This window comes from Alteromonas sp. ABD4_190 (assembly GCF_056160105.1).
In genome coordinates, this window is sequence record NZ_JBSWWN010000001.1 from 803,130 (window position 1) to 821,943 (window position 18,814).

Below are 18,814 nucleotides of genomic sequence, written 5' to 3' on the forward strand. Positions count from 1 at the left end.
AACATGCAGGACTTACAACAAACGCTAATTCAACTTCTTGATCATATTAAAGGAGTTTGGATTAAGAAGCGCTATGTGATTATTTTATCATGGCTCATTTGCCCTATTGGCTTTTTATATGTCGCGAGCCTACCGGACGTCTATTCATCAAAAGCACAGGTATTTGTTGACACTCGTTCAGTATTGCAGCCTTTACTTCGCGGACTTGCAATAGAAAGTAATCCGAATCAAGAAATAGAAATGATGGCTAAGACATTACTCAGTAGGAGTAATGTGGAGAAGATTGCAAGGGAAAGTGATCTTGATATCACAACAAAAACCGAAGATGAATTTGAATCTTTAGTTACTACTCTGACAAAAGACATCAAACTATCTTGGACGGGAAAAGACAACATATACAACATTTCGTTCTCTCACGAAATGCCTTCTGTTGCGCAAAAAGTAGTGCAAGAAACACTAGACTTATTTGTGGAAGGCTCGCTTGGAAGTAACAGAAAAGATACGGATACTGCAGGGCGTTTCTTGGATGAGCAAATTGCTGAATATGAGTCTCGCCTTTCGGAAGCCGAACGGCGCCTTGCGAACTTCAAACGCCAGTACAATGACATTCTGCCTCTCGCAGGTTCATATTACGTAAATTTGCAAAAACTGAATGACGAGCTTGGCGCCACTCGCCTTGAAATAAAGCAAACTCAGCAACAGGTCGAAACGCTTAAAAAGCAAATTAGTGGAGTTAAGCGCAGTGATAGTTTTGGCGTGACTAACCAAGATGAACCAGTGCTTCGCACTCGCTATGACGACCGTATTCGAGCGCTAGAAGAAGAGCTCGACAGGCTTTCCTTACGCTTTACGAAATTACACCCTGACGTTGTTGAAACTAAAGCACTTTTAAAAAGTCTGGAAGAGTCTAGAGATGAAGAAATAGCGGCATTTCTTAGTTCAGAAAAGGATGAAAAAAATCAACCTCTATCTGAATTGAACCGCGAAATTAAACTTGAGGTTAGCCGTTTTGAAAGTCAAATAGCGTCTCTTCAGGTAAAAGAAACAGATCTACTACGGAAAATTTCTGAGCTAGAAAGCAAAGTCGACTTAATTCCTCAAATTGAAGCTGAATCAGCTTCGCTTAATCGAGAGTACGGGGTTACAAAGCAAAAGTACGAAGAACTGCTTTCTCGCCGTGAATCTGCAGACTTATCACGAAGAGCCGATGTGTCAGCCGAAGACTTGCAGTTCAGAATTATAGAGCCGCCGCTTTTACCGAAGCGCCCTTCTGGTCCAAACAGGCTTATTTTTTACACCGCTGTTTTATTATTAGGTTTTGGTGCAGGAATTGCTGTCGCATATTTCGTTAGTCAACTTAACCCGATTTTAATAAGGCCAAATCAGTTGCTTAACGTTTCAGATTACCCTATTTGGGGTACGGTAACACATTTAAACATTGAACAGATTCGCAAGACTAATAGAAACCGCCTTTTAGTGTTTCTTCTTTCAAGCGGTACTATTTTAGTAATGTATGGCGTCTTAATCGCAGCTGAAATCATAAATGTAGATTTACTAGATTTGATTGGAGGTCTCTTTTAATGAAGAACACTATTGAAAAGGCACTTCAAAAACAAAAAGAAGCAACGCAAAACAGTACTGTTGAAGATAAGGTCAAAGATGCAAAGCCTTCGAGCGTTGCTAGTGAGTCCAACGTTTCAACTGAAATACCAGAATCTGAGGGGCTTTCAGTTGATAGGGTTGTTGCTGAAGAAAATAAAATTGCTAGTAAAAAATCTCCCCACGACGAGTTCGTCATAGACTTTACACGTTTGGAAAAGAATGGACATATCTCGCTAAACGGAGAGAGAAATCAAATAAATGAAGAATACCGCGAGATTAAACGTAAGCTTTTAGCAAACGCTTTTGGTGCGCTTTCAAAAACGCTGCATAACCCTAATATTATAATGGTAAGCAGTAGTCGCCCTTCGGAGGGAAAAACGTTTACTGCAACCAACCTTGCGATGAGTATAGCGTCAGAGCAAGATAAAACTGTTCTTCTTGTTGACGCTGATGTTCTAAGACCAAATGTTCTCAATACTCTAGGATTAGAACGTCGCAAAGGGTTGATGGAATATTTAACAGGTGATGTTGAGAATATTTCAGATGTACTTTATCCAACCAACATCGACAAGCTCAAAATAATTCCCGCTGGAAAGTCGCACCATTTATCTACAGAGTTGCTTGCAAGTCAAAAGATGCATGACACCGTAAATGAATTTGCTAATAGATACCCTGATCGCATTATAATTTTCGATACTCCCCCTCTTATTGGTATTAATGAGAGTGCGATTTTGGCTAATTTCGCGGGCCAAGCTGTTGTTGTCGTAGAAGAAGGTAAAGCGAAAATGGGCGATATTAGAATGTCTGTGGAGCGATTGAATCCAGAAATGGCCATAGGATTTGTAGTGAACAAATCTGTACACAATGACACCGATGGAAGCGGATATTATGGGTACTATTACTCAGAACGGAAAGATTAAGTATCGCTGTGCCATAAAGCCGCTATGCGGTGTTATTGGCACGTTACTACTTGGAAGCGGCACTTCAGTACATGCGAAGTTGGACATTACAGCAAATGCCTCCGCAGAGAGCATTTTTCAAGACGTAGAATCTGAAGAAAACGGAACCATTTCGTTTACCACACTTTCGGTTACCCCTAGTGTCAACGCAGCTTACCAATCGCGCACGTTTAATGGGTTATGGCAGGGAAAGTTGACCCATCTTGAGCGTGACAACAATGACCTTAGTCGCGAAGACACTTATGGAGAATACAGTTACTCTTCAAACTGGGCTCCATTTGACGAAGCATTAGCTTTTCAAGCCTCTGGGGCGCTTAGTTACCAGAACGCGCAGGCGAGTAACTTTTTAGTCTCAGACTTTTTTACCAACGCTGACGCGCTTGTCAAAACCCGTTCAAATAGAATTGGCGTATCTACTTCACTAGCTCAGGGAGACTGGATACGTGGAACTGGCCAGGCGTCTTATTCTGATGTTGCATCAGAAAGAAACGCCTTGAATGACGGTTTTGCCCTGGATAATGATACTTACCAACTGTCTGGTAGTTTGTTTAACGGCGATCAAGCCAAGTACTTAATTTGGAATGTATCGGGCAGTTTTCAAGACACCGATAGAGCATCGGCGTCTCAAGGCGACTTTATATCGCGAAATGCCTCTGGCTTTTTAGACATCCACTTTATTGAAAACTGGGCGCTGAGAGTTACTGGCAATCACGAGGGTAACCAAGTATCAGACAGAAATGACACTGCCAGCTTAGTGCGCAAATTCAATTCTTATGGCGCTGGTTTAACGTATAGGCAAAGCGCTAACAGATACATATCTATTACTGCTAACACTACCGATTCAGATATAGAAAGCGATGACGGCGAAACCTTTATGGGTTTGGAATTACAGTGGGCTTTGAGCCCACGCACAAGCGTTGAAGCTAATTATGGTCGACGCTTTTTTGGTGAAACTGCTGGTGCCAATATAACTTACAACTCTAAGTACCTTAGAACATCGTTTGGTTATTCAGAAGACGTAACGAATACAAGCAGGCTATTGGCAAACCCAGAGAATTTAGGCGTATTTGTTTGCCCTGTAAACTCTTCTGGCATATCTAGCTGCTACCAGCCGAACAGTTTAAGTTACGTGCCGAACGCTGATGAACAGTTTGTACAGTTTACCACGCAAAACCTTGAATTTAATGACGACATCATTGTTCGTAAAAGCAGTAACTTTCAAATTGGATACGATTTTTCAAGGGTTACTTTGGCAATGTCGTGGCGCTACTCTGAAGATGACGCGCTTGACCAAGACCGTCTTACCCGAACCTATTCTTTGGGATCATCTTTGGCGTACAAAATTGGTAGCTACACCAATTTAAACGCAAGTGTTAACTATGCCAATATCGCACAGCGTTCCGAAACCTTTAACAATGGTGAGAGCGACAATTGGAATGCTACAATAGGTGTCGATCGTACTTTTGGACGCTCATTAGAAGTAAGTGCCAGCCTTAATTACGTAGACAGAAGCGGCGATCTCATAAGCGGTAGTGGGGTTGGTAATGTGAATGGCTTTTTCGGAGCCAACTATACCAACAGACAAATAACCTTAGGAATTACATATACCTACCAATAAAAAAGCGCCTCAGATTTGCAGGCGCTCTCTTATTATCTATAGAGTTACTTCGACCACACCATTGTTAGGTATTATCATCACTTTTAAGCCGCACGTAAGTCTTAAACTTTTTCTTCATTAGTTTATCTACATACTGAGTCATTTTCACCTTCTGAGAGATCGCGTCATCTAGAGCGTCTACTAGCTCAGTTAACATATCCAAGTAGTACTTGGTATCGCGAATAACATTGCCTTTAGGCGTCATAATGGCTTCGTTTTCCGAGCGAGCGCCAAAATCCAGGGGTTTAGCTACTTCTTCGCCCCTCGTTTCGGGCTCGAACATCTCGGCTTTCACTTCTTCAATTACTTCGTTCACCGCATTGGAGTCAAAACTTTCTAGTTCCTCTAAGAAGCCATAAAGCATTACCCTATCCATTAGAGTATTAATTTTTCGGGGAATACCGCGAGAGAACATGTGAATAGATTCTAGTGCGTCATCGCTAAATAACGCGGAGCCTTTCCACCCCGCATTGTGTAAACGATATTCAATATACTCTTTGCACTCTTCTAACGAGAGTGGAGCAAGATGGCATGACGCTACAATACGCTGCCTAAACTGCTCCATATTGGGCGCTTTTAGGATAGGTTGCAGCTCTTCTTGCCCCAGCAAAAAGCTTTGAATTAGTGGCTTACCGTTTAGCTGAAAATTGCTCAGCATTCTTAGTTCTTCTATAGTCTCTAGCGGCAGGTTTTGCGCTTCATCAACAAGTAATAGGGCACGGCGCCCCGCTTTATTCAAGTCGTATAGGAAAATTTCAAGGGCTTTAAGAATGTCCGCTTTCGAACGCCCTTCGGTCGGTACATCGAATTTAGCTGCGACCATTTTTACAAGTTCATCTGGAGACAGCTTGGGCGTAACAATTTGCGCAGCCGCAATATCATCTTCAATTTCTTCAAGCAAGCTGTTTGCAACAGTGGTTTTACCCGTACCTATTCCACCGGTAATCACAATAAACCCTTCAGCTTGAGACAGGCCATACTGCAAATAAGACATAGCCCTTTTGTGCCATTTGCTTGCGAAGAAAAATTTAGGATCTGGGGTTAACTGAAACGGTTTCGAGTTAAGTCCATAGTAACTTTCGTACATGCTATTTGCCGTTATTCCATTAAAAGTATGTGTTCTAAACCTACGCTCAAAGTCTTTTTAAAATTGCGCGCTAGTTTTTCCTAATCTGTTAGCCTATATGGTAACCAACAACGCGCTTTTATCGAAGTATTATATTTTCTAGAAACAACCGCCGACTTAACGTAACTTATTTTGTGTTATGCGCTCTATAATACCGGTAGTAGATACGCCATCTTCAAAGGTGAGCACTTTAACCTCACCGCCATTTTCCAAAACGTCCGTGCCACCTGCAATCTCTTCAATTTTGTAATCGCCGCCTTTTACTAATACATCTGGCAGCAATCGGGCAATAACTCGCTGAGGCGTATCTTCTTCAAAAGGTACTACCCAATCGACTGCGCTCAAGCCTGCTAGTACCGCCATGCGCCTACTAACGTTATTAACTGGGCGACCAGGTCCTTTTAGTTTGGTCACAGACGCATCAGTGTTCACCGCAACTATTAGACGGTCGCCTAATTGTGCAGCTTCTTCAAGATAAGCAACATGACCAGAGTGCAGAATATCAAAACAACCGTTGGTCATTACTATCCGCTCCCCTCGAGCTTTAGCAGCTTGAAGCGCTATTTCTAGCTGATCTTCATTCATCACGCCGCCATCTAAATGCACCGACTGTTCGCCTAACGCTAATGCTAGCTCTGTGTTCGTTACAGTGGAGGTTCCCAGCTTTCCAACTACAACACTAGCGGCTAAATTGGCAAGCACGCAAGCTGCTTGCAGCGGTAGCTTGCAGGCTATAGCAACCGCTAACGTTGAGACAACCGTATCCCCTGCCCCGGTTACGTCATAGACCTCTTTCGCTTTTGCTGGCAAATGAAACTCACTGTCGTCACCGTCAAACAATGTCATGCCGTCTTCTGAACGCGTAACAAGAAGTGCACTTAAATTCAGCGATTCTTTTAATGACAGCGCTTTTTCCACCAGCACTTGTTCACTATCTATCTTGCCGACAATACCCCGAAGCTCGTCCATATTCGGCGTAACTAACGTAGCACCAGCGTATTTATCAAAATCACTGCCCTTGGGATCAACTACCACACGCTTATTTTTGCTGCGTGCTTTTTCTATAAGTGCTTGGGGGTTGCTTAAACAACCTTTTGCGTAGTCGCTTAGAATAACAACGTCAGCATTGTCTAGCGCTTTATCGAAAGCTAATTCCAATGCTGATTTGTCAGCCTCCTCAAAACTCTTCTCAAAATCTAAGCGCAGAAGCTGCTGATTTCTACTCATTACTCTAAGCTTTGTAATAGTATCGAAGCCATCAACTTCGAAGAACTCACAATAAATACCGTGAGTTTCTAATCGCTCTTTTAATATGTTGGCGTTTTCGTCTTTACCGCACATGCCCAACAAGGTTACCTCAGCACCCAACGTAGCCACATTTACCGCAACATTGGCCGCGCCGCCGGCTCTATCTTCAGAACTGTTAACGTTTACAACAGGGACTGGCGCTTCTGGAGATATACGGCCAGTACCACCGCTCCAGTAGCGGTCTAACATTAAGTCGCCAACAATAAGCACTTTCGCTTTGCTAAAATCTGGTAATATCATGCTAATAGTAACTTTTTAGACATTGAGTACATTGGCACAGAGTATAACAGCCAACACAGGTAATACCCACCAATCAAACGCAAATCCCCCTTGGTACCTCTACATGGTCGAGAACAAACTTGGGCAAATTTATACGGGTATTACTACCGACCCTAAACGTCGAATAGCTCAGCACAGGGGCGAAATTAAAGGTGGCGCAAAGGCCCTTAAAGGTAAGTCTCCGTTAACCTTAAGGGCTGTTTTTGAAGTTGCCGACAAAGCGCAGGCGGCAAAACTCGAACATGCGGTTAAACAAATGAGCCGCCCTCAAAAAAACGGCATCATTCAAAAAAAGCAGCTCAATGATTTGTTGTGTATAAAATCAGCGTTTGAAGAATGAGTATTCGGCGACAGATTTGTCGCCAAACACCCTTTAATTAGTGCGCTAAAGGTTTAAAGTTTTGAGAACTAAGTTTGTGAAAAGCCCCCAAGTTGTTTAGTTAGCCACCTAAAACACCATTGATGATCATAGCGTTACCAATGCTTAACGTGAAACCCAAAGCAGCTACACCCACGTTGTGTTGATGGTCCACTTCTTGTCGAAAATTCATACCAAAAAGAATGATTTTTTTATTCACTAGAACCAACAAGTGAAGTGCGATAGCCAAACCTACACTCACAATCAACCACCCCGTTACATTACTCACATAGCCTGATGGATTGTAGATAAGTAAGTTCTTCGCTGCTGAAACAATCATAGCTGTGCCAAGCAGATTACCGCTATGCTCGATAGCGAGCGCTAACTGCCCTTTTTCTAGTGCCCCCTGGAACGAGTCATTTTGATTATCCCGAGCGTATCTGAACTCTAAAATCCGCGTCATCACTAGTAGCATGGTCAGGACTACGGTAAAACCCGTTACAATGGCAATCAGCGCATTCATGTCGCTGCCATCAACCCATATCATAATATTGCGCAATACTATTGCACTGGCTACTAGGCTCGCAGCATCGACGAGCGCCACACTCACGCTTCGTTCGGCTATCATTGTGTGGGTGTCTAATTTGTTAAGTACTAGTTTATCGTGAGCAAAGCGCCCAAATTTCACTAGCATAATCCCCACAAAACCAAAAGTCACCATGCCAATGGCTGCTTCTTGGTAACCTATGCCTATATGCCGTCCTACTACTGAACTCAGTACAATACATAAAGACAACATGCCACCGGCAATGCTAATGCCAAAAGCAAAGTTATCTTTAACACCCAACTCTTCGGTTACTGAGTACTTTCTGAATGCGCCAGTCAGCCATTTCATAATCATCAGTAGCACTAACGCTATTGCCACATCCATGGCAAGGTAAATTAATAGTTCCTGCGTTAGAGGTACTAGTTTTAATAAGGCTTCCACGTTATCTTTGCTCCTTGAACATACGAAGTTCCTTGCTGATAGCCCTCCTGTAACCATTGTTGTCATAGTAATAACAATTGGGGCAGCAGCATCCATCCTTGCTAAATGGTTACAAGGATGACAGCGAACTTGTTCAGATTTATTTTAATAAGGGCCTGAAAAGTCATCGTTATTATCCAATAAGGTAAAACCCAGCAGGCTATGAACACTTTCAATAAAAATGTAAGTATTCATTATTTTACACAAATGTTATCTCTTAAGATGCGAGCATTATGCCAATAGACAACGAAAATAGCATGACAAACGTAGAGCAAGCCGGAAAATTATGGCAGCAGTTGCTAGATTCACCCGCCTTAACCGAAACCGATCAAGTCATTGCAGAAAACTATCGCGAAGCCCTTTTAAGCGCTTTTGCTCGCTCCGCTTTCCTCGCTGAAACACTGGTACAAAAGCCTGCGTTTATCTCCAGAGTCGTAGAGCCTGTGTCGGATTTAACTATGTCTGACTCAACCATTACTCACTTCAGCACTGAATTAAAAACAAAGCTTGATACACTCAAAAGCGAAGAAGAATTACTTAAAGAACTTCGTGAATACCGCAATCAAGAAATGGCGCGTATAACCTTCTTGGATGTACTCAACAAACAGGATATAGAAGCTTCGCTTGCACAAGTTTCGGCATTGGCGGATGCGCTGATAACTAGTGCTTATCATTGGATTTACCAGCACTTAGCTCACCGATATGGAACGCCAAAGAGCAACAAGCAAGATATGCACATGTACATTCTTGGTATGGGCAAGCTGGGTGGGCGAGAACTCAACTTTTCGTCAGACATTGACTTGATATTCACTTACCCAGAAAAAGGCGAAACTAGCGGCGGCAAGAAAGCCTTGGAGCATCAACAGTTTTTTACCAAACTGGCTCAAAAACTCATACAAGCACTAAATAAAGTTACTAACGATGGGCAAGTATACCGCGTTGATATGCGCTTACGTCCGTTTGGGGATTCCGGCCCCCTTGTAATGCATTTCGCTGCCCTTGAGGACTACTATCAGGACCAGGGCAGGCACTGGGAACGCTTTGCCATGGTCAAAGCTCGAGTTATTAATGATGATCATTCAGATAATGCTTCGTGGCTAAAAGGCATTCTTCACCCGTTTACGTTTAGGCGTTATTTAGATTTCACCACACTTGATGCGCTGCGCAACATGAAAAAGCTTATAGCTACCGAAATTCGCAGGCGACGCTTAAGCAACAATATCAAGCTAGGTGCTGGCGGTATTCGAGAGGTAGAGTTTTTTGCCCAGAGTTTTCAACTAATCCACGGCGGTCGAGAGCCCGCATTACAAAGTAAGTCCTTACTTCGAACTTTAGATGTTTTGAGCGAATTGGATATTGTAGAAAGCGACGTAACAAAGCAGCTTAAGCAAGACTATTTGTTCTTGCGAAAAGTAGAGCACACGTTACAACAAAGCCAAGACCGCCAAACTCAAACACTGCCTGACGAGCCGTGGCAGCAAAGTGCACTGATTGATGTTATGGGCTTTGCCGCTTATGGCGACTTTTTAACCCATTTAGACGAAGTCATGGCACGTATTCACGGTCACTTCAACGAATTAGTTGAGGAGTGCCATGATACCCACTCAGATGAAGATCAGCTTTTTATTGCATGCCAAGATGCATGGCGCCTTTCATTGCAAGAAGATGAGTTTACTGAAACGTTTAGCGACCACCTTTCCAGTAAGGAGAGTAATCAAATCTTCACCATTCTCGTCGCCTTTAAAGATAAACAAAGAAACTACCGCATAGGTCAAAGAGGTGAAGATACGCTTAACAAACTTCTTCCAGAAATTTTATATGTATTAATTAAGCAGCACCCTAATCACACAGCGCAGGTGTTGAGCCGATTATTAGGCGTGATTGAAGCCATTACCGGCCGCACAACCTATCTTGACCTTTTACTTGAAAACCCAGATGTGCTTAAGCAGTTAGTTAGGCTTTGCGAGAGAAGCGACTGGATAGCCCAAGAAATTAGGCGATTCCCACTCTTATTAGATGAGCTACTTACCCCACTCTATTTAGGGCAGCAAAACACAGACATCAAAACCGGTAAGCAGGAATACCAGCTCGAGCTGCGCGAGACTATGCTGCGTATAGAGCAAGATGACGTTGAAATGCTGATGGATGGGCTTAGACAGTTCAAACTTTGTCAGCAGCTTCGTATCGCGGCCAGCGACATCAGTGAATCCCTGCCCATTAATAATGTAAGCGATAAACTAACTGTTTTAGCAGAAGTTATTTTAGAGCATGTCGTTAACGCAGCATGGGTGCAAATGAGACAGCGCTTTGGTGTACCTTCCCACCTTGAGGGTAATGACAAGGGCTTTGCCGTTATTGGTTACGGTAAATTGGGCGGCTATGAGCTGGGGTATGGATCGGATTTAGATTTGGTTTTTATACACAATGCACCCCGTTCAAGTAGTACAGACGGCAAAAAATCGATTGAGGCTCAACAGTTTTACATAAAATTGGCTCAACGTATTATGCACTTGCTTAATACGAAAACACTGTTCGGACAGCTATACGAAACCGACTTACGTTTGCGCCCTTCTGGCAATGCTGGGCTATTGTGCTGTCACATAAACGGGTTCGAGAAATACCAAATAGAGGAAGCCTGGACATGGGAACACCAAGCGCTGGTGAGAGCAAGAGCTATCTGCGGCGACGCATCGCTTTTGGATGACTTTGCACAGGTAAGACATTCAATTCTCAGTCAATCTAGAGATCCCCAGACACTGTCGCAAGATGTCTGCAAAATGCGCATAAAAATGCGTGAACACCTACTGGCTAAAGATAATGAAAAAGTAGATTTAAAGCAGTGTGAAGGCGGTATTACTGACATTGAGTTTATGGCGCAATATCTTGTATTAGCACACGCTTGCACTGTGAAAGCAATGACCGAGTACCCAGATAATCTTAGAATTTTCGATGTTGCAGCCAGCGCGAACATCGTTGACACGCCAACAGCACAAAAACTACAAAAAGCGTACCTGCGGCTTCGTGAGCAATATCACCACCTCACGCTGGCAGATACCAAGTACGCTGACCAAACTGAAGAGTTGGATATTATACGTGAGCAAGTGAGGCAACACTGGGATACATTATTTGGCAGGCTCAGTGAGTAATTCTGGAAAAGTGCTACCCGCGTACACGGCGACATTGGCTTTTAAGGAAGTCGGTTTCTTGAGCCGTGACAACTAAAGTACGCTGCTCTGCACATAGATAAGCTTGAACTTCGCCTTCAAAGCTACTGTCAATGGCGCTTGCAATCTTAGCTAAAGAACCGGCAACTGTATTGTCTAATTGAAATTGATGCTTGATAACGAAGTCTTGTTCAAGGTTCCAAATTAACTGCATACCTTCGGCTTGGGCATACTGTGCAATTGCCTCGCGAAGCGTATTACCTTCTGCGAACGTCCTATATTTGTGTTCACCGGTCCAATTTTTTTCAACAGGACGTGTTTGACTGGACATCTTTGCTAGCTTGCTATCTAGATTAGGATCGACACCGGCAATATCAAGCACGAAATCACTCTGCTCACCTTCTAGTGGGTCCGTTGAAGACATACGAAAGTCGCGATAAAACTCGCTAAGGCCCTTGGAAACAGATTTTTCTTCTTTTTGTGACGCGGGTGTGGGTGATTCTTCGTGTGTCTGTAACATATAAATCAAAACGCCCGCAGCGATAACAAGTACCACAGCGATAGCAATTTGCTTTGCCCAAAATGAAGAGCTTGAATAACTCGTCTGTCCCATAATCTACCAATCTGTAATCACGCTAGCATTCGAGCGGAGTTACTATCTCTAATCGAATTCGTCCTAATATTTGTATTTTAGCCGAAGCGGCTACAATACGCCTTTATCCTATTTATCTATTTTGACAAGAGCAAACTGGTTGTAACCAGTTACGGTATACACAACGGTTATTCCCTTTATCCACTTTTTGCCGTTTAGAAAGTTTTATCTTCTGCGAATTGCTGGCAGCTCGGTCACTCTAATCGTGGTTAACTGCTGTATACCCTTTCCGTTAGAGTGGCGTTTAATTTACCGTTTACAGTGATTTATAAAGCGATTCTGGATTACTCTCAGGGCGCGTCTTGAAACGCTTATGCATCCATAAGTAGCTCTCTGGTTGCTCTTTCACTGCCCTATCAACGTGCTGGTTTAAAAGTGTTAGAGCCTCTGCATCTTCCAATGCACCAAGTTCAGAAAGTGGTGGGTATATCTTTATTTTATAGCCACGCTTAGTGTATTGCGAAGTTATGAGCATAGGTTCCGAATTTGTGCGCCTAATAAACATTAGCGTCGCCGTTGTTGTAGCTGTCTCTTTCACGCCACCAAATGGCACAAAAATACTTTGTCTGGGGCCGTAATCTTGGTCAGGCAAGTACAAACATAGCTCTTTATCATCAAGTGCTGCGATAAGTGCCTTGGCATTGCGCTTATCAATCATGTATTTGTTAGAGCGGTTGCGCCCGTGATACTGAAGGTAATCGATTAGCGGGTTGTTGTGTTTTCTGTAAAAGGCAATACTTGGATGGTAAAAGCCAATGCCACGACACGCAAACTCTAAGTTCATATTATGAAGCGCCATACCAAAAACGCCTTTACCGTGAGCAAGGGCAGCTTCTACGTGCTCAGTACCTTCGATTTTAATAGCGCGCTTAACTCGCCAATCAGGCCACCACCACCCCATGGCGGTTTCGAACAGTGCCATACCCGTTCGACGTATATTTTCTTTGTACAGCGCTTCAACTTCACTTTCTGACAAAGACGGGTTCCAAAGCTGTAAATTTCGCTTCGCAACTTTCGCTCGCTTAGGAACCGCTAACGCAATCAGCTTTCCTGCGCCGCCTCCTATGGTGCGGATAACAGGTAAAGGTAGCCAAGTAATTGTGTATAGGACAAAAACGCCCAACCAAACAGGCCAGAATTTAGGGCCAATAAATGCCAATTTAAACTTAGGAGCTTTAATTGCCGCAGCCAATGTATCTTTCCTTTAAAGTTAATTGGGCGGCATTGTAGCAGAACGCTTTTAGCGGGGCTAATTGAGCCAGTCAATCGGCAAGAGTATTACGAAAAAAGGAAAAAGCAAGAAAGTAAGGCCGACGGCCGTATGCCGTGGCCACGATGAACAACCGACTGTTATGCTAGTCTACAAAACTATCTATTACCCGCCGGTTTTAAAGAAACCGCCGAGTAATAAGTATCAATAGTCTTTATCGATTTGCTTAAGTTTTTTCTCAAAAGACTCGTACTGTTCTTTTGAATCATAATCAAAATGGTACTGGTTATGAAAGCCAAACTGAAGCTTTACGTTGACATCTTCAATGAACAGCGTGTAACCGTCGTGGTCTGTAAACGCTGTTATCCCATTGAGCTTATACTGCTCGTTTTCTTGTGCGCCATGTTGGCGAATTTTATCGAAAACCTGTAGTAAAAACTTGCTGTCTAATTCGTTTTTCATTGTAAATCCGTCGTAATGAATTTACTTATGTTTACAAGTTTACCCATGTTTTGGATTAAAAAACGAATCTCAATCGAAGTTATATCTAAAACCGACATTCAGCATGTTGGTAGAAAAGCTGTCTTCACCTGTCATATGAACATACTCCATACGAACCATAGATCTTAACCCAACATAATAATCGAACCCTATACCTACGAGCCCTGCTGCCAGACTTTCCGAAACGCCACAACGAATGGATACATCATTTTCTATGCATTCTGAAGTTACATCAGCATCAACTCTAGCAACGCCGAGTTTATAAAATAATTCACCTTTGCTGCTACTTGCTTTTCCTAACACGGCAAGATATAGCGCGTCACCATTGGCTTTAGTTTCATTATCTGAATAATCAAAAAGGCTAATGTACCCTGCTTCAGCATACCACTGACGGTGAACCTGTCTACCAACGGCCAGACTGTAAGCAAACTCTTTATCGCTTACGCTTGAGGCATCGAAGTTATTATAACCAACTGTTGCTAATCCATAATTTTTAGGCGCTGCATGGGCTTGAGAAAATCCAAAAACCATTACACCTAATGTCCATAAAAACCGATTCATCTACTCTTCACCTTAAAAATAGTACTCTAATGAAAACTTAATGTGATCATCCCTTCTCAAAAAAAAGAAAGGGTCATCCTGATCATCAGATGAGAAAAAGTACCCATCTAATGTCCATCGCCAATTTGCCGATAGTCTACTACTTGCCTCTATATAAGCAGAGTACGTAGATGTTGTATCTAGATCTTGTACAAACCCAACAAGTATCTCGCTTCCTGCTATGTCGTTTGCTATCACTCGTAATCCAAGCATCATATCATTTTGAGCTATTGCAAAAAAATTATTTTCTCGCTCATCATATTGATATTCCGCCAAATACCCCAAACCGTATCGGCTGCCGAATACACCTTCTCGAGTGTACTCGAAGCCCGCCACTAAAGCTGCAAAATTTTTTGACTGTCCTTTTCTATAAATGCTTTCCATTTTAAACAGCCAAGCTCCACTTACTTTTAACAAATCTAAACCTACCTGGTCTATCTGCGCGTAAAAAGGGTTTATGGACAATGCCCCAGACTCTGAAATTTCAGTAACTAGCTCAGGTTCTCTTGTAGTTCCTGAAAAGTACGATAGCCCAACTTCCCAATCCCCGATAGACGACTGCCACCTTACTGCATAATCAACATTACTCTTTCCCTCAGAGGATTCATAAATAGCATTAGAAATAGCCAAAGGCGGGCGAAGACGCCCCTTATCACTTTGAAAGGTTCGCTCGCGGAAGTACGGCAAAACGAAAAGCGAAAAACTTCCGTAGTCTGTAAAATATGAAAAATTCACCATAGGTTGGCCTAATTTGGCTTCACCATCAACAGACTCTACAGCATCGGTTTGATTTATGATGTCCACGAGGTGCACAGATTCAGTTTGCCCCCAGAACACTCTACCTACGCCTACTTTAGCTTCCCAATTGTCTTGATAATGCGCCCACTGTAACTCTCTAATATCGCCATGAGTGCGCTCATTATCATGCTCATCTAGTCGATAGAAAGGGCTAAAAATTAACGTATTTTGTCCCTCATTGAATTCTGCATAAATTTCAGGCGCAATGTAAGTAGAGAGGTATGCTCGCTCTTGCTGCGGATACAAAGAATCTTGCAAATAATACTGTAAATCAATTCCCGCTGAGCCTGTGAACTCTACGGCGTTGCTAAAAGCAGTAAAACTGACAAGAACTAAAAGAGCAGCAGCCTGGTTAATCATCGGGCTCTCTTTAAGCTGTTTTTGTTGAAATCGCTTTCATCCAAATCTGTGTCGAACGTCAATTCTTCAGTAATCAGAGACGTCGATTTGTTGGTCTGCATGTTTTGCATCAAACTTTTCATAGGCCGCCAAAATTTGTTTTTGTATTGCTTATATTCTGATAAATAGAGTGTTTTTAACAACGACTCTTTGCGGTCATAATACTCAACTTTCTGAACGCGGTAATGTGATTTGTCTATCCAGACTTTTTGAAAAGAATACCCTGAGAAATCGTATTCTGGGACTTGCTTTAAAACGAAACAGGCCTCACCATTTACTTCTTCTTCTCCCAAAAAAGTATACGAAAACTTTTCCACCTCGTACGAGGTCATATCTTCAAAGGCAAACTCACTACCGACGAAAGGGCCACTTTTGCTTTGCGACGATATGCGTTTTACACGCTTCAACGCTGGCAAAAATATCCATTGTTCATCAGCCTCAAGTGCATGAGAAAAGCTTAGAAATGCTGTACCCTTTACATCCCTAGGAGACTCAAAAACCGTAAGTGCCTTATCTCCGTCATCTGCTACTTCCAATGACTTAACTTCAAGTTTTCTCGTCGCCTCTTTTCCCTGAGAGTTTTTCAAGAGCATTAGAACTTTTGCTTCGTTTGCTCCCCACCCCGTATCTCTGGCCTTTCGCTCTTTAGCTATGGCGATGGCCTGTTCATCACCTTTTATTTCGGAAGCCAAACCGTACTTAACAGTGCAACTTAATGCTGTAATCAACACTATTCGCAAGAAAAAATTCATATTAAGACTCCTTCTGAGCTGTTTTAGTATTTTCTAGCCATGCGAGCAGCGCTGGCAGGAAGATGAAATCAACAATTAATGCGGCCACAATAATAATGATTGTCAGCATACCCATATGTGCGTTCAAGACAAAGCTTGATGATGCTAATACGGCGAAACCTATCGTAAGGACAATTGTCGTTGTCGTTAAGGCCATTCCTACCGTTTCGAAAGCATAAACAACACTTTCTTTTGCGCTCGAACCCTGCGATTTAGCGGCTTGATACTTTGTCAAAAAGTGAACAGTATCATCTACTATTATTCCCATCGTCATGCTGATGACGACAGAAAGCGCCATATTTATTTCGCCTGAGATAATTCCCCACACCCCGAATCCTATTGCTGCAGGCAGTAGGTTTGTAATTAAGCTTATGCCACCAAGTTTTATCGACCTCAAAGCAAATAGAATAAGTATGGAAATTAAAACAAGTGCGAACACACTTCCCCACACCATATTTTTCATATTTCTCTCACCAATGTGGGCAAACATTAGTGGTGGGCTTGCAGCTTCAATTCGATAATCGTCTGACAAGCTCGCAAAGTAGGCTTTTGCCTCCCTTTCTAATGTCGTTATATCGCGACTTCCCAAGTTTTCCGTGAGTGCGATTATACGAAGTGCTGACTTGTCTATATCAATTTGGTTTCCAAGGTCTAACCCGAATGGTAAAGACATTTCATACAGCAATAAATATTGAGATGCGAGCTCGCCGTCTGTAGGTATAACATTAAAACTTGGATCATCGCCGTTCATGTTTCGATTCAAGCGTTTAAGCGTATCGGTAAAAGTTAAAACGTGGTTGACTTCACTTCGTGCCCGTAGCCAATTAGAAAACTTCTCTATCTGCTGTAGAAAGTTGGGGTTAGTGACGCCGTATGATTGGTCCGTATAAATGACAAAGTCAATATTCGACATCCCACCAAGCTTATCTTCGTTTACTTCTACCGCTTGTCGGAATGAACTACGTTCATCGAAATATTTAACCGCAACATCGTTTAAAACATTATTGGTTGCAAACAGGCTGACCCCCACAATGATGATAAGCGATGTAGGCAGTAGTACCCTGTGGCGACGATTTACCCAAGCGGCCCATTTAGAAAACAATGAATTGTTAACTGCAACGGTGGCTTTAAGAGGGAGAAGTGTCAGAAATGACGGTAATACTGTGAGGGAAAAAACACAGGCCAGCATAACGCCTAACGCCGTCATGTTACCTAAGTGAGAAAGTATAGGTACCGCTGAGAAGTTCAACATAACAAAGCCTATAGCGGTTGTTATGCTAGTAATGAGTATCGGTTTTTTATTTACCTCAATACTCTTTTTAATCGCATCTTTGTTGGCTAACCCATGGTTAAGGTAGTACTTCACTCCAACGATAATATGAATGCAATCAGCAACTGCAAGCGTTGTAATCATAGTTGGCGCATTCACTGTAGCCGTACTTAAATACACACCAAGCCAGCCCGTAAAACCCAAAGTGATTGCTACAGAAAAAATCACTATAAATAATGTAAAAACTGCCGCCCAAAGTGATTTTACAATTAAGGCCATCGCAACAAAGATGAGTAAAAACATTAAGGGTATTAATATTTCGGCATCTTGCTGTGCTGCTACAGCAAATGCGTCATTCATTATTACCATTCCATTTAAGTAAATTTTATGGTCTGGATATTTACTCTCAAAATGAGCTTTAATTTGTTTCGCTGCTTCAGCTATTTCAATTACTTGCTGGGTTTGGTCGCCATCAGGTAACTGAATCGTCGTATCAATAATGGTAACGTCTTTGGTTCTTGAAATGAGTCGCCCGTAAACTTCTGGGCTGCGAGAAAGTACTTGAGCGATGTTCGCAATACCTTCTTTAGAGAGCTTCTCTGCAGTAATTAAATCTTCAACAATTAAATCGCCATCGTCATCGAAGGTATTTTGATAATTCGATATTGATTCGACCCTTGTAGACAAAGGTAATTGCCATGCAGCTTCTGTTAATTCTTTCACTAGCGTAAGCGTAGAAGATTTTAATACTTGACCGTCGCTAGGCACCACCATAAAGGCAACATTTTCGCTTTTATTGAAAATGTTCTGCATTTCTTCAAATGCTAATCGTTGTGGATCGTCAGGTTCGAAAAATACCTTATAGTCCCCGCGGAAATATAAGTTTTGAGCTCCGATAAGAGAAATGGCTGTGACCACTAGGACTAATATTAGCGTTATAACAGGGAATCTTATCGCTATTGGCGCGTTGCTAGATGTGTGACTCATCACAATATCCTTGGATCTGTATAACGAAATTTTACATTGAAAACAGCAATTAACATAACTCACACAAAAATTTAATCATCAAAAAAGATCACGCGTACGTATATTTTCTTGATACATAGTCTATAA

The 18,814-nt window shown here is 42.4% G+C and carries 15 protein-coding genes; 5 read left to right on the top strand and 10 right to left on the bottom strand.

All coding sequences use genetic code 11. From position 1 onward, the window contains the following. The first annotated feature begins 3 nt into the window (after nt 1–3). Genes ACXAFM_RS03605 through ACXAFM_RS03615 form a run of 3 tightly spaced genes read left to right on the top strand, consistent with a single transcriptional unit; the run spans nt 4 to nt 4,179 of the window. Nucleotides 4–1,581 carry an XrtA system polysaccharide chain length determinant gene (locus ACXAFM_RS03605; RefSeq protein WP_474833395.1) on the top strand — a complete coding sequence of 526 codons (1,578 nt, stop codon included), beginning with the start codon at nt 4–6 and terminating at the stop codon, nt 1,579–1,581. Further along, nucleotides 1,581–2,522, top strand: a complete 942-nt coding sequence (locus tag ACXAFM_RS03610; RefSeq protein ID WP_474826946.1) for an XrtA-associated tyrosine autokinase — start codon at nt 1,581–1,583, stop codon at nt 2,520–2,522. Before ACXAFM_RS03605 ends, ACXAFM_RS03610 begins: the two co-directional genes overlap by 1 nt. Beyond that, nucleotides 2,491–4,179 (top strand): TIGR03016 family PEP-CTERM system-associated outer membrane protein, encoded by a 1,689-nt coding sequence (locus tag ACXAFM_RS03615; RefSeq protein ID WP_474833398.1) that lies wholly within the window; start codon nt 2,491–2,493, stop codon nt 4,177–4,179. The genes ACXAFM_RS03610 and ACXAFM_RS03615 overlap by 32 nt, the downstream gene beginning before the upstream one ends. 64 nt (nt 4,180–4,243) lie before the next feature. Here the strand turns inward: ACXAFM_RS03615 and ACXAFM_RS03620 are convergent, their stop codons facing one another. Together ACXAFM_RS03620 and hldE are read right to left on the bottom strand one after the other, a co-directional pair. Continuing rightward, on the bottom strand, nt 4,244–5,305 hold the full coding sequence (locus ACXAFM_RS03620) for an XrtA/PEP-CTERM system-associated ATPase (protein WP_474826953.1): 1,062 nt from the start codon (nt 5,303–5,305) through the stop codon (nt 4,244–4,246). 156 nt (nt 5,306–5,461) lie between these two features. Continuing rightward, nucleotides 5,462–6,898, bottom strand: a complete 1,437-nt coding sequence (gene hldE / locus ACXAFM_RS03625; RefSeq protein ID WP_474835546.1) for a bifunctional D-glycero-beta-D-manno-heptose-7-phosphate kinase/D-glycero-beta-D-manno-heptose 1-phosphate adenylyltransferase HldE — start codon at nt 6,896–6,898, stop codon at nt 5,462–5,464. A 97-nt stretch (nt 6,899–6,995) separates the two neighbouring features. On the opposite strand from hldE, the gene ACXAFM_RS03630 reads away from it, so the two are divergent. Next, nucleotides 6,996–7,271 carry a GIY-YIG nuclease family protein gene (locus ACXAFM_RS03630; protein WP_474826958.1) on the top strand — a complete coding sequence of 92 codons (276 nt, stop codon included), beginning with the start codon at nt 6,996–6,998 and terminating at the stop codon, nt 7,269–7,271. A 100-nt stretch (nt 7,272–7,371) separates the two neighbouring features. On the opposite strand, the gene ACXAFM_RS03635 is transcribed toward ACXAFM_RS03630, so the two are convergent. Next, nucleotides 7,372–8,277 carry a DUF350 domain-containing protein gene (locus ACXAFM_RS03635; protein WP_474833401.1) on the bottom strand — a complete coding sequence of 302 codons (906 nt, stop codon included), beginning with the start codon at nt 8,275–8,277 and terminating at the stop codon, nt 7,372–7,374. A 272-nt stretch (nt 8,278–8,549) separates the two neighbouring features. Between ACXAFM_RS03635 and glnE the strand changes: the two genes are divergently transcribed. Beyond that, the gene (gene glnE / locus ACXAFM_RS03640; RefSeq protein WP_474833403.1) at nt 8,550–11,462 is read left to right on the top strand and encodes a bifunctional [glutamate--ammonia ligase]-adenylyl-L-tyrosine phosphorylase/[glutamate--ammonia-ligase] adenylyltransferase; all 2,913 of its coding nucleotides are present in this window, start codon (nt 8,550–8,552) and stop codon (nt 11,460–11,462) included. Between the two features lie 13 nt (nt 11,463–11,475). Here glnE and ACXAFM_RS03645 read toward each other — a convergent pair whose 3' ends face one another. The 7 genes from ACXAFM_RS03645 to ACXAFM_RS03675 form a co-directional block, all read right to left on the bottom strand. Next, the gene (locus tag ACXAFM_RS03645) at nt 11,476–12,093 is read right to left on the bottom strand and encodes a TcpQ domain-containing protein (RefSeq protein WP_474833405.1); all 618 of its coding nucleotides are present in this window, start codon (nt 12,091–12,093) and stop codon (nt 11,476–11,478) included. A 295-nt stretch (nt 12,094–12,388) separates the two neighbouring features. Next, nucleotides 12,389–13,324, bottom strand: coding sequence for an LpxL/LpxP family Kdo(2)-lipid IV(A) lauroyl/palmitoleoyl acyltransferase (gene lpxL, locus ACXAFM_RS03650; protein WP_474833408.1), 936 nt, complete (start codon nt 13,322–13,324; stop codon nt 12,389–12,391). A 222-nt stretch (nt 13,325–13,546) separates the two neighbouring features. Next, entirely contained in the window at nt 13,547–13,804 is a 258-nt protein-coding gene (locus ACXAFM_RS03655) for a DUF3081 domain-containing protein (protein WP_474826975.1), read from the bottom strand. A gap of 69 nt (nt 13,805–13,873) precedes the next feature. Further along, nucleotides 13,874–14,404, bottom strand: a complete 531-nt coding sequence (locus tag ACXAFM_RS03660) for a hypothetical protein (RefSeq protein ID WP_474833411.1) — start codon at nt 14,402–14,404, stop codon at nt 13,874–13,876. 12 nt (nt 14,405–14,416) lie between these two features. Then, the gene (locus tag ACXAFM_RS03665; protein ID WP_474826983.1) at nt 14,417–15,601 is read right to left on the bottom strand and encodes a hypothetical protein; all 1,185 of its coding nucleotides are present in this window, start codon (nt 15,599–15,601) and stop codon (nt 14,417–14,419) included. After that, the gene (locus ACXAFM_RS03670) at nt 15,598–16,392 is read right to left on the bottom strand and encodes an outer membrane lipoprotein-sorting protein (protein WP_474833413.1); all 795 of its coding nucleotides are present in this window, start codon (nt 16,390–16,392) and stop codon (nt 15,598–15,600) included. Before ACXAFM_RS03670 ends, ACXAFM_RS03665 begins: the two co-directional genes overlap by 4 nt. A gap of 1 nt (nt 16,393) precedes the next feature. Further along, nucleotides 16,394–18,688, bottom strand: a complete 2,295-nt coding sequence (locus ACXAFM_RS03675) for an efflux RND transporter permease subunit (protein ID WP_474833415.1) — start codon at nt 18,686–18,688, stop codon at nt 16,394–16,396. Nucleotides 18,689–18,814: the final 126 nt, after the last annotated feature.